This is a genomic window from Bacillota bacterium (genome assembly GCA_033549065.1).
GTDB lineage: Bacteria > Bacillota > Dethiobacteria > DTU022 > DTU022 > JAWSUE01.
Genome location: JAWSUE010000006.1, coordinates 141,194 through 153,015, shown reverse-complemented (window position 1 = coordinate 153,015; position 11,822 = coordinate 141,194). Strand labels below are relative to the sequence as shown.

Annotated in this window: 10 protein-coding genes; all 10 read left to right on the top strand. The window is 49.9% G+C overall.

The genetic code is table 11. The annotated features are described in order from the left end of the window. Window positions 1-397: 397 nt before the first annotated feature. The 10 genes from purM (at window position 398) to SCJ97_05715 (ending at window position 11,759) form a co-directional block, all read left to right on the top strand. Window positions 398-1,432, top strand: coding sequence for a phosphoribosylformylglycinamidine cyclo-ligase (gene purM / locus SCJ97_05760; GenBank protein ID MDW7739549.1), 1,035 nt, complete (start codon window positions 398-400; stop codon window positions 1,430-1,432). A 98-nt stretch (window positions 1,433-1,530) separates the two neighbouring features. Then, window positions 1,531-2,142 carry a phosphoribosylglycinamide formyltransferase gene (purN, locus tag SCJ97_05755; protein ID MDW7739548.1) on the top strand — a complete coding sequence of 204 codons (612 nt, stop codon included), beginning with the start codon at window positions 1,531-1,533 and terminating at the stop codon, window positions 2,140-2,142. Beyond that, window positions 2,129-3,676, top strand: a complete 1,548-nt coding sequence (purH, locus tag SCJ97_05750; protein ID MDW7739547.1) for a bifunctional phosphoribosylaminoimidazolecarboxamide formyltransferase/IMP cyclohydrolase — start codon at window positions 2,129-2,131, stop codon at window positions 3,674-3,676. The genes purN and purH overlap by 14 nt, the downstream gene beginning before the upstream one ends. A gap of 19 nt (window positions 3,677-3,695) precedes the next feature. Beyond that, window positions 3,696-4,988: a phosphoribosylamine--glycine ligase gene (purD, locus tag SCJ97_05745; GenBank protein ID MDW7739546.1), complete on the top strand. Its 1,293-nt coding sequence runs from the start codon at window positions 3,696-3,698 to the stop codon at window positions 4,986-4,988. Beyond that, window positions 4,985-6,169: an acetyl-CoA C-acetyltransferase gene (locus SCJ97_05740; protein ID MDW7739545.1), complete on the top strand. Its 1,185-nt coding sequence runs from the start codon at window positions 4,985-4,987 to the stop codon at window positions 6,167-6,169. Before purD ends, SCJ97_05740 begins: the two co-directional genes overlap by 4 nt. Before the next feature lie 26 nt (window positions 6,170-6,195). Further along, window positions 6,196-7,308, top strand: a complete 1,113-nt coding sequence (locus SCJ97_05735; GenBank protein MDW7739544.1) for an acyl-CoA dehydrogenase family protein — start codon at window positions 6,196-6,198, stop codon at window positions 7,306-7,308. Window positions 7,309-7,321: 13 nt separating this feature from the next. Continuing rightward, complete coding sequence (locus SCJ97_05730) at window positions 7,322-8,461, top strand: acyl-CoA dehydrogenase (protein MDW7739543.1); 1,140 nt, start codon at window positions 7,322-7,324, stop codon at window positions 8,459-8,461. Between the two features lie 16 nt (window positions 8,462-8,477). Next, entirely contained in the window at window positions 8,478-9,005 is a 528-nt protein-coding gene (locus tag SCJ97_05725) for a cob(I)yrinic acid a,c-diamide adenosyltransferase (GenBank protein ID MDW7739542.1), read from the top strand. A 126-nt stretch (window positions 9,006-9,131) separates the two neighbouring features. Continuing rightward, window positions 9,132-10,094, top strand: a complete 963-nt coding sequence (meaB, locus tag SCJ97_05720) for a methylmalonyl Co-A mutase-associated GTPase MeaB (GenBank protein MDW7739541.1) — start codon at window positions 9,132-9,134, stop codon at window positions 10,092-10,094. Next, on the top strand, window positions 10,095-11,759 hold the full coding sequence (locus SCJ97_05715) for a methylmalonyl-CoA mutase family protein (protein ID MDW7739540.1): 1,665 nt from the start codon (window positions 10,095-10,097) through the stop codon (window positions 11,757-11,759). The last annotated feature ends 63 nt before the right edge of the window (window positions 11,760-11,822 follow it).

The window sequence follows — 11,822 nt, the reverse complement described above, 5'->3', positions numbered from 1 at the left end:
GATGAGTATAGTGGCTCTCGTTTTTGCGCCGCTCTTCTTCTAAAGTGAATTGGTAACAGCCCGGTTAAACGCCGGGCTGTTTTGCTGTAAAGCCGCAGTGCTAAAAATTCAGCTCACGATCGCTCGTCAAGAATTTCATAGGCTCACCTTCAACTATTCGTCGGCAGCCTCGAGACTTGACACTTAGTCTTCGGCTCTCGGCCCGACGAACATATTGCTGAAGCGGTAATAAATTATTTTTGTTCATCGGGACCGACTCATAGTATTGGTTCGCCTTGTAATTCTAAGTAACTTGCTTTAGTTCGCTTTAAATTTTTAGCTATGCAGCTTTTCCCCGTAAAGTGCTGATACTTTGGTAAAAAACTGGAAACGTATAAGCATAGAGGAGTGATGTGCGATGGCTGAAGGGATGGATTACAAAAAAGCGGGAGTTAACATTGACGCCGGGGAGGAAGCTGTAAAACGGATCAAGGGGCTAGCCCGTTCAACCTTCAGGCCGGAGGTGCTCCAGGATCTCGGCGGATTTGGAGGGATGTTTGCGCCCGATCTAAAGAATATTAAAGATCCGGTACTGGTTTCCGGGTGTGACGGGGTCGGAACGAAGCTAAAGGTGGCTTTTGCTGCAGAGAAGCATGACACCATCGGTATAGACTGCGTGGCCATGTGTGTTAACGATATTTTGGTCCAGGGGGCTGAGCCGCTCTTTTTTCTTGATTACCTGGCAACCGGACAGCTTCTCCCCGGACAGGTGGAGGAGATCATTTCAGGCATTGCCGAAGGGTGCAGAGAGGCCGGTTGTGCCCTCCTGGGCGGGGAGATGGCCGAAATGCCGGGATTCTATGCTCCCGGAGAATACGATCTCGCCGGATTTGCCGTCGGAATCGTCAGCCGGGAGAAGATTATTGACGGCTCAAAAATTGCTGCCGGAGACCTGGTGATCGGCCTTACGTCGTCCGGTCTGCACAGCAATGGATATTCTCTGGCCAGGAAGGTCCTGTTGGAAGAGGCAGCGCTTATTCTGACCGATTTCCAGGCGGCTTTTTCAACAAGTTTGGCCGATGAACTTTTAAAACCGACAGTGATTTATGTAAAACCGGTAATGGCAGCGCTCGGAAAATTTAACATCAAAGGTATGGCTCATATCACAGGCGGCGGTCTGCCCGGTAACCTCCCGAGAGTTTTGCCTCCCGGGGTGGGAGTTGAGCTGCAGCGCGACAGCTGGCCGGTTCCACCTGTTTTTAATCTGATTGCCGAATTTGGTGCGATTGCAGAGGAAGAAATGTATAAGGTTTTTAACATGGGTGTGGGTTACACATTGGCGGTTTCCGAAGACGAGGCCGGCGATCTACTAAGGCATTTCGACTCGGAAGGGATCAAGGCTTACCTCATCGGAAAAGTAACCGGAGGGCATGGCGATGTCCTGATTAAATAGTGGCAAGATGTTTGGAATAATCGATGCGACAAAAGGAAAAGCTGTCTTGCTGGTAGAACTTATTAAGCAGCATAATCAAAGCCGGGAGGAGCTGAAAGATGAAGCAGATAGCCGTTCTCGCTTCGGGACAGGGAACAAACCTCGAGGCAATCCTGGAAGCAGTTAAAAGAGAGGAAATTGCCGGCAGGGTGGCGGTTGTTATCAGTGACCGCGGTGAAGCACCGGCCCTGGATAGAGCCCGCAGGCATGGAGTGGAAGCCATATTTGTCGATCCCAAGGGTCACAAAAACCGCGAAGAGTATGACCGGTCTTTAATCGAAATACTTCAAAAGTTTAAGGTTGATCTGGTTGTTCTGGCCGGCTTTATGCGTCTCCTATCCCCACTGTTTGTTAAAACATTTCCATTACAGATCATGAATATCCATCCTTCATTGTTGCCTGCTTTTCCCGGAACTGACGGGGTAGAGCAGGCATTTGAATATGGGGTGAAGGTAACCGGCTGCACAGTGCATTTTGTTGAAGAGGGGCTGGACAGCGGTCCGGTGATCCTGCAGGAAGCGGTCCCGGTTATCCAGCGGGAGACCGTCAATACACTGCTGCAGAGAATTCATGCTGCCGAACACCGGCTTTATCCCACCGCGATCGATCTCTTTTGCCGGGATAAATTAAAGGTTGAGGGAAGAAGGTGCCTGATCGTTGACGGTTCATAGAAGAGCCCTGCTAAGTGTAACCGATAAAAGTGGAATTGCCGAACTGGCCGGAGATCTTGCTGCTCTGGGATTTGAAATAGTTTCAACAGGTGGGACAGCAAAAGTTATCGCCCAGGCAGGTGTACCCATAACAGAAGCGGCCGATCTAACCGGTTTTCCGGAAATTTTGGGCGGCAGGGTTAAAACCCTGCACCCCTTTATCCACGCGGGAATACTGGCCAAAACCGGTGACACCGGTCAGATGACGGAACTTGAAAAATTGGGGATTTTACCGATTGAACTGGTGGTGGTTAACCTCTATGCATTTGAAAAAACTGCAGCACGCGAGGGGGTAACCCACCAGGAAGTGGTGGAAAATATTGATATAGGAGGGCCGACTATGGTCAGGGCGGCTGCCAAAAATCATGACAGTGTGGCGGTAGTGGTCAACCCGGCCCGATATTCGAAGATAATCGGAGAGTTGAAAAAGGAAGGAAAGATTAGCGCAGAAACCAGACTGAATCTGGCTGCCGAGGCATTTGCCCATACAGCGGCCTACGATGCAGCAATTGCAGCTTACTTTAAAAATAATCCTGAATCCGCTGTTGCGCTTTACCCTGAACAGTTAAGTTATACCTTTAAGAAGGTTCAGGATTTACGATACGGTGAAAATCCACAACAGGAAGCTGCTTTTTATGCTGCTTCAGGAGTGATAAAAGGACTGGCGGCTGCCGAACAGCTTCAGGGGAAAGAGCTGTCTTTTAACAATTTAAATGACTTGAATGCTGCCTGGGAACTGGTCCTCGAGTTTGAAGAGCCGACCGCCGTTGCGGTAAAACATGCCAATCCCTGTGGAGTCGGTTCTGCGGTATCGATTGCCGAAGCTTACAGGCTTGCCCATGACGCCGACCCGGTTTCAATATTCGGGGGAGTTTTGGCGCTGAACCGGGTTATCGATGTAGAAACTGCAGGGGAAATGATAAAAATATTTTTAGAGGTAATTGCCGCTCCCGGGTTTACAGATGAAGCGCTGGATCTTCTGGCGGGGAAAAAGGATATCCGTCTTCTGCAGATGAAAGTCGAAGGGGATAATCCTGACCTCTTTGATCTGAAGAAGGTTGCCGGCGGTATGCTGATTCAGACGATAGATCGCGAGCCCGTAAGTGTCAGAAAGGGCAAGGTTGTTACGAAGAGGGCTCCCAGTGAGGAAGAGTGGGAAAACATGAACTTTGCCCAGAAAGTTGTCAAACATGTCCGTTCCAATGCGATAGTTATTGCCGGTAACGGCAGGACTTACGGCATAGGGGCCGGACAGATGAGCAGAATCGGTGCAGCCCGGATAGCTTTAAACCAGGCCGGTGAACTGGCCAAAGGGACAGTTTTGGGGTCAGATGCCTTTTTCCCCTTTCCCGATACGGTTGAGGAAGCGGCTAAAGCTGGTGTAACGGCTATCGTTCAACCTGGCGGTTCTTTAAAGGATGCAGAGTCGATCGAGCTATGCAACAGGCTTGGGCTGACCATGGTATTTACAGGCCGCCGTTATTTCAGGCACTAGCAGAGGAGGTCATTATCAGATGCGTGTTTTAATTATTGGCGGAGGAGGGCGCGAACATACCCTGGCCTGGAAGATAGCCCAGAGCCCTCTGCTGGAAAAACTTTATTGTGCACCGGGTAATCCCGGAATAGCCGGAGTTGCCGAGTGTATAGATATTGCTGCAGAAGATATTTCCGGCCTGAAAAAATGGGCTCTGGAGAATAAAATTGACCTGACCGTAGTGGGTCCCGAAGCTCCGCTGGTCAAAGGACTGGCCGAAGAGTTCCGTGAGAGTAAAATGATGGTATTCGGCCCCGATAGCAAGGGAGCCAGGCTGGAAGGAAGTAAGGTATGGGCCAAGCGAAAAATGAAACAGTGGGGGATCCCCACCGCTGAATTTGCAGTATTTGACGATTTTGATGATGCAAGACGGCATCTTTCCCGGTTTTATGGCGGTCCGGTGGTGATCAAGGCGGACGGTCTGGCGGCCGGAAAAGGTGTAACTGTAGCTTCAGGACCCGCGGAAGCCGAGCAGGCTTTATACGATATCATGATCGAGAAAGCCTTCGGTGAAGCCGGTGACCGGGTAATTATTGAACAGTGCCTGAGCGGAGAAGAAGTTTCTGTTCTGGCGATTACCGACGGAAAAGAACTGATTTATCTCCCATCGGCCCAGGATCACAAAGCGATCGGGGAAGGAGATACAGGCCCGAATACGGGTGGCATGGGAGCTTATTCTCCAGCGCCCATTTATACTGATCAGCTGGCTGAAAAAACCGTGAATAATGTTTTCAAGCCCTTGTTAAGAGGTTTTAAGGAGAGCGGAATAGATTTTCGCGGGGTAATTTATGCCGGACTGATGGTTTCGGGGAATGAATTTAATGTTCTTGAATTTAATGTCCGCTTCGGTGACCCGGAAACTCAGGCGATTCTACCGCGAATGAAATCGGATTTGCTGCCTCTGCTGATGAAGGCTGCCCGGGGCGATTTAGCCGGAGAAAGAGCCGAATGGCTTGGTGATCCTGCAGTTTGCGTGGTGCTTGCTTCAAAGGGTTATCCCGGATCTTATGATAAGGGTTTTATGATCGAAGGGATCGGCCGGGCAGTTGAAGATGGCGGTGGGAAGGTTGCTGTTTTCCATGCTGGTACCAGGGAAAAAGATAACCGTTTGGTAACCGGAGGCGGCAGGGTTCTCGGGGTTACAGCCTGGGATGAAGATCTGAAGAAAGCGCTTAGGCGAGTTTACGATGCAGCCGGTAAAATATATTTTGAAGGCTGTTATTACCGAAAAGATATTGCATACCGGGCCTTAAACGGAGGTGGCGGCCAATGACTGACAGGGCTGTAGTTTTAGGCTATGCCCGCACACCATTTGGCAAATATCTCGGAATGTTCAGGGATGTTCCTGCAGTTGATCTGGGTGGAATTGTGCTGAAAGAGGCGCTCAGGCGATCAGAGATCAAATCTGGTGAAGTCGATAATGTTTTCATGGGGATGGTTGTCCAGGCGGGAGCCGGGCAGATCCCCTCAAGACAGGCAACGGTTAAGGCTGATATGCCTTTAAGCATCCCTTCGGAGACAATCAACAAGGTATGCGCCTCTGGGTTGAGAGCGGTTAACCTGGGCGAGATGATGATCCGCTCCGGCAATGCAGAAATAGTGGCTGCCGGGGGAATGGAGAATATGAGCGCTGTCCCCTATTACTTGCCTCAGGGCAGAATTGGATACAGGATGGGTGATACAACCCTGATCGACGGAATGATTCACGACGGGCTGTGGTGTCCTTTTCACCGGGTTCATATGGGAGTTCACGGTAGCGCAGTGCCGGCTGAACATGGAATCACCAGGGAAGCAATGGATTGTTTCGCTTTGCGCAGCCATATGTTGGCAGTTGAGGCGGAAGATGCGGGACGTTTAAGTGAGGAAATAGTGTCTGTCGAAGTTCCTGTAAGAAAGGGTGATCATTTACTGGTTGATAAAGATGAACTTCCCCGTCGGAACACGACTCTGGAGAGTTTATCCTGCCTGCCGCCGGCCTTTGAGCCGGATGGCCTGATTACAGCAGGAAATGCCCCCGCAATCAGTGACGGTGCGGCAGCCCTGGTAATTACTTCACCTCAGGCGGCAAAAGAACGGGGACTGGAGCCGCTGGCAGAAATTGTTGCCCACGCGTCTGTATCACTGGAACCGCGCTATATTGCCACTGTGCCTTATGAAGCGGCAGTGAAGGCATTGAACAAAGCAGATCTGGGAATTGATCAGATCGATCTAATTGAAGTTAATGAAGCATTTGCGGCTGTTGCCCTAACCTGTATAAAGCTTGGAGGGTGGGATGAAGATAAAGTTAACGTTAATGGCGGTGCGGTTGCGCTTGGCCATCCAATAGGGGCCAGCGGGGCCAGAATACTGATGACTCTCATCGCAGAGCTGAGAAGGCGGGGCGGCGGATACGGACTTGCTACCATCTGCAGCGGGGCAGCCCAGGGCGAAGCCACAATAGTAAAAGTATCATAAACTAGGGATACCTGGAGTAGTAAATAATGAATTTTCTGTTGAGCGAAAAAGATCAGTCAAGACAGGCTGAATTCTGCCAATTTGCCGAGATTGAATTGGATACAGATGACCTTTATCCGCATGAAAATCTGAAAAAAGCAGCGGAAAAAGGCTACATGGGAGTTCCTTTACCCGTTGAATATGGCGGTATGGGAGAAGATTTTTTAACTTATATTATTTTGATTGAAGAGATCTCAAGAATCTGTGCCTCAACCGGAGTTATCATGGCCGTTCATACCTCTGTCGGCACTTTCCCTCTGTTCTACTTCGGAACGGAAGAACAAAAAAAGCGATACCTGCCTCGTTTGGCTGCCGGGGAAATGCTGGGCGCTTTTGCCCTGACCGAAGCAGAAGCCGGTTCGGATGCAGCGGCGCTTTCGACCACGGCAAAGGCGGTAGAAGGCGGTTACATTTTAAACGGCTGCAAACTTTTTATAACCAGCGGGGGAGAAGCAGATTTATACACTGTATTTGCTACTGTTGACCGCAGTCTGGGCCGGAAAGGGATCACCGCTTTTATTGTGGAGAAAGGTCCAGACGGGCCTTTGCCAGGAAAGCCGGAGAAAAAAATGGGCCTGAACCGGTCGCACACGACAGAACTGAGGATGGAGGATCTTTTTGTTCCAGTGTCGAACAGACTGGGGGGAGTAGGGGAAGGTTTCAATATTGCGATGGCCCTGCTCGACGGGGGCAGGATTGGAATTGCCGCCCAGGGTTTGGGATTAGCCAGGGCTTCAATTGAATTTGCCGCAGAAAAATTAAAAGAATTGAAAAACAGCGGTATAAATATTGATCAGGGAAAATCTTTTATTCTGGCAGATCTGGCCACAGGCCTTGAAGCAGCCCGGTTGATGGTCTACAAGGCAGCGATAGCCAAGGGGGCAGGTATGCGCTGTTCCAGGGAGGCCTCGATGGCGAAATTATTTGCCACCGATCTGGCTGTTAAGGCGGCTGAAAAAGCGATAGATCTCTGCGGGCTGGAGAGCGCAACTGTGGGGAGCCCGCTAAAACGCTATTTCTGCGATTCCAAAGCGCTGCAGATCTATGAAGGGACCAATCAAATCCAGCGTATCGTGGTTGCCAGAGAACTTTTAAAATAGGGAGGCTGAATGAATGAATTTTGTCCTAACTGAAGAGCAGGAAATGACCCGGCAGATGGTCCGGGATTTTGCTGAAAAAGAGGTTAAACCGGGCGCTGACGAGCGCGATGATCATGAGGAATTTTCGAGGGAACTATTTGATAAAATGGGTAAACTCGGACTGACCGGAATCCCCTGGCCGGAAGAGTACGGAGGGGGTGGCTGTGATTTTATCAGCTATGTCATCGCGGTAGAAGAACTTTCAAGGGTAGATGCCTCTGCCGGAGTTACCCTCTCAGCGCATACATCGCTTGCCGGCTGGCCGGTCTACAAGTACGGTAATGAAGAGCAGAAGAAGAAGTACCTGGAACCGATGGCCCTGGGAGAAAAACTCGGCGCCTATGCCCTGACAGAAGCGACTGCCGGAACCGATGCGGCGGCACAGCGAACTACTGCGGTCCTGGATGGCGATAGTTATGTGTTGAACGGAAATAAGATTTTTATCACCAATGCCGGCGAGGCGGAAATATATGTGGTCTTTGCAGTAACCGATAAAGAGTTGAAGGCCAAGGGAATCAGTGCATTTATCGTAGAAAAGGGAATGCCCGGTTTTTCTTTTGGGAAGAAGGAAAGGAAGCTTGGCTTAAGATCTTCGCCTACTGTCGAGCTTGTATTTGACGGCTGTAGGGTGCCGAAGGAGAACCTGCTCGGTAAAGAAGGTGAAGGGTTTAAAATTGCTATGAGCACACTCGACGGCGGGCGTAACGGTATTGCCGCCCAAGCTGTCGGGATTGCACAGGGAGCGATGGAAGAGTCCGTAAACTATGCCAAATCAAGAGAGCAGTTCGGTCAGCCTATCGCCAATTTCCAGGCTATATCCTTCATGCTGGCCGATATGGGAACAAAGATAGAAGCGGCCAGGCTGCTGACCTACCAGGCGGCATTTCTTGAAAGTAACGGTCTTCCCTACGGGAAGGCATCAGCGATGGCCAAACTTTATGCTGCCGAAGCGGCAATGGAGATAACCACCAATGCCGTCCAGGTGTTCGGTGGATACGGTTATACAAGAGATTACCCCGTTGAGCGATTTATGCGAGATGCAAAAATAACCCAGCTATATGAGGGAACCAGTGAAGTACAGCGCCTGGTTATCTCCCGCTACCTGCTTGGCTGAAAGGGGATTGAATTAAATGGCTGAAAAGATGCCCGGTTTAATCATGGTGATAACCGGTGACGGTAAGGGAAAAACAACTGCAGCGGTCGGCCAGGCTATCCGCGCGTTGGGTCATGGATACCATGTGTACATGATTCATTTTTTGAAGGGCCGCGATTACGGCGAATTTCTGGCTACTGTCCAGATGCCTAACCTGACTGTTGTCAGGGCTGGGAGAGATGACTTTGTGAACCGGGAAAATCCGGATCCTGTTGACTTAGAACTGGCAAAAGATGGATTTTCGAAGGCGGAAAAAGCAGTCCTGAGTGGTGATTACGACCTGGTTGTTCTTGATGAAATTAATGTTGCAGTTGATTATGGTTTAATTGATGAAGCCGATGTGTTGGAGCTGCTGAAGAAGAAGCCATCGCATGTTACGGTTATCTTAACCGGACGTGGCGCTTCGCCTGAACTGGTCAAGATCGCCGATACAGTCAGTGAAGTACTGGCGATCAAGCATCACTATAACAGCGGCGTAAAATGCTGTAAGGGAATAGAGTATTGACAGCAGTAAAAAGCATATAAAGCTTGGGATGGGAGGACAGGTCTCCTGTCCCATTTATACTACACCTTCTGATTGGGGATAAGGGACCTGTCCCCTTACCCCGCTTATTTATAATGAGGTGACCGGATGCAGCAGCTCGTTGCAGAACTACTTAATGGAAACAGGCGTGCCGCAGCACGCTTTATCTCGAAAGTTGAAAATGATGAACCGGAAAAGATGGAACTACTTAAAGAAATCTATCCCCATACCGGCCGGGCTTACGTTATCGGTATTACCGGCGCTCCGGGTTCGGGAAAAAGTTCCCTGGTTGATTCCCTTCTGAAGAAGATGCGTGATGATGAATTGACTGTGGGTGTGATTGCCGTGGACCCGACAAGTCCATTCAGCGGCGGGGCAATTCTCGGTGACAGGATTCGAATGCAGGATCATGCCCTCGATCAGGAAATATTTATCCGCAGTATGGGGACCAGGGGCAGCTTGGGAGGATTGTCACGTTCCACAAGGGAAGCGATCCAGGTCCTTGACGCATTCGGCAAGGACATCGTGCTGGTTGAAACTGTTGGTGTGGGACAATCGGAAGTTGATATAGTGAAGACAGCCGATACAACCCTGGTGGTTCTTACTCCGGCCGGGGGAGACAGCGTGCAGACAATCAAAGCAGGAATAATGGAGATTGCCGATATATTTGTGATCAACAAGGCCGATCTGCCTGGATCTGAACGGACAATTGCTGAAATCAATGCCATGCTCGATATGAAGAGCAGCAGTTGGCGGCCGCCGGTTGTGCCCACCATATCGATCCGCGGCGAGGGAATTGAAGAGCTGTGGAAGGCTATTCGCGAGCACCGCAAGTTCATGGAAGAGAGTGGAAAGCTGTTGGAGATCAGGCGTGAAAGAGTCAGGCGGGAACTGACCGAGCAGGTTGAGTACCTGGTGAAGAATAAAATATGGGACCGGGTCAAGGCTAAAATTGAGCTCGATGCGCTGGTGGAAAAGATAGTTCTTCGTGAACAGGATCCTTACAGTTCCGCCCGTGAACTGTTGGAACGGATCAATTTCTATAACGGTAGGACCGAAGGGGATGATTGAATGAGTGATAACAGGCAAACCGAGAAAATAAAAGAAGAAAAAGCAAAATGGGAAGAAGATGTAAGAGGTCTGAAGGATCGGAAAAGTTCTTTCAAGACTGTTTCCGGTATGCCGGTTGACGCACTTTATACTCCCCTGGAGCAGCAAGAACTGGATTACAGTGAGGATCTCGGATTTCCGGGCAGTTATCCTTACACCCGGGGGGTGCAAAGTAATATGTACCGCGGCCGGCTCTGGACGATGCGCCAGTTTTCCGGTTTCGGAGATGCCTATGATTCGAACAGGCGTTATCGATACCTGCTGGAACATGGTCAGACCGGACTAAGTGTTGCTTTCGATATGCCGACAATTATGGGTTATGATTCGGATCACGAGCGCTCGCTCGGTGAAGTGGGTCGCTGCGGTGTGGCCATCGATTCGCTGGAAGATATGGAAGTGCTCTTTGACCGGATTCCTGTTGATAAAGTAACAACCTCGATGACTATCAACGGACCCGCTTCAATTCTCTGGTGCATGTATCTGGCCAATGCGGAGAAACAGGGTATCAGTTTTGATCAGGTGGGTGGGACAATTCAGAATGATATTCTGAAAGAATATATTGCCCAGAAATCATGGATCTTTCCTCCCGAGCCGTCGATGAGATTGATCACCGATATTTTTGCCTTTGCGGCCGATCATGTGCCAAAGTGGAATACGATCAGCATCAGCGGTTATCACATTCGGGAAGCCGGTTCGACAGCGGTACAGGAATTGGCATTTACACTTGCTGACGGGTTTGCCTATGTCGAGGCGGGAATTAAGGCCGGTCTTGAGGTTGAACGTTTCGCCCCGCGGCTATCATTTTTCTTTAACTCCCATATAGATTTTTTTGAAGAGATTTGCAAGTACCGGGCGGCAAGACGGATCTGGGCCAGGCGAATGAAAGAAAAATACGGGGCTAAAGACCCTCGTTCACTTAAGCTGCGTTTTCATACTCAGACGGCTGGCTGCAGCCTTACGGCCCAGGAACCGGAGAATAACATCATCAGAACTGCTCTTGAGGCTCTTTCGGCAGTGTTGGGTGGGACCCAGTCGCTGCATACAAATTCGATGGATGAGGTTTTGGCGCTGCCGACAGAGAAGTCGGTTAAGATCGCCCTGCGTACTCAGCAGGTCATCGCTCATGAGAGCGGGGTGGCCAATACGATTGATCCCCTGGCTGGTTCTTATTTTATCGAGGCGTTGACCGATCGGATGGAAGAAGAAGCTGAAGAGTATTTTAAGAGAATCGATGACTTGGGTGGGGTGTTGGCGGCAATCGATATTGGCTTCTTCCAGCAGGAAATTGCAGATTCTGCATATATATTTCAGCGAGAGGTAGACAGCGGCGAGAGAGTGGTAGTAGGGGTTAACCGTTACAATACGGGGGAACCGCTGCAGATTGAACTGCTCAGAATTGACCCCGAGGTTGAAAAGAAACAGGTCGACCGGTTAAAAGAGTTGAAGTCCAGGCGTGATAACAGTGCGGTCAGTAATGCCCTGAGAGAGCTCAAGGATTGCGCGGCAGGCAGTGATAACCTGATACCGAAAATCCTGGCCGCGGTTAAATTCTATGCGACTGAAGGTGAAATAGTGGCAGCTCTGAAAGAGGTTTTCGGGGAATATCGTGAAAAGCCTTCATTTTAAAGAAAAATGAGTGGGTAACAAATGTCTGAAAATATAATTAACTAATGTGTCCCGAAATTAAAG

Coding starts and splice junctions, on each gene's coding strand:
- SCJ97_05715 (MDW7739540.1), top strand. CDS start 10,095: ATGAGTGATAACAGGCAAACCGAGAAAATAAAAGAAGAAAAAGCAAAA.
- meaB (MDW7739541.1), top strand. CDS start 9,132: ATGCAGCAGCTCGTTGCAGAACTACTTAATGGAAACAGGCGTGCCGCA.
- SCJ97_05735 (MDW7739544.1), top strand. CDS start 6,196: ATGAATTTTCTGTTGAGCGAAAAAGATCAGTCAAGACAGGCTGAATTC.
- purM (MDW7739549.1), top strand. CDS start 398: ATGGCTGAAGGGATGGATTACAAAAAAGCGGGAGTTAACATTGACGCC.
- SCJ97_05725 (MDW7739542.1), top strand. CDS start 8,478: ATGGCTGAAAAGATGCCCGGTTTAATCATGGTGATAACCGGTGACGGT.
- SCJ97_05730 (MDW7739543.1), top strand. CDS start 7,322: ATGAATTTTGTCCTAACTGAAGAGCAGGAAATGACCCGGCAGATGGTC.
- purN (MDW7739548.1), top strand. CDS start 1,531: ATGAAGCAGATAGCCGTTCTCGCTTCGGGACAGGGAACAAACCTCGAG.
- SCJ97_05740 (MDW7739545.1), top strand. CDS start 4,985: ATGACTGACAGGGCTGTAGTTTTAGGCTATGCCCGCACACCATTTGGC.
- purD (MDW7739546.1), top strand. CDS start 3,696: ATGCGTGTTTTAATTATTGGCGGAGGAGGGCGCGAACATACCCTGGCC.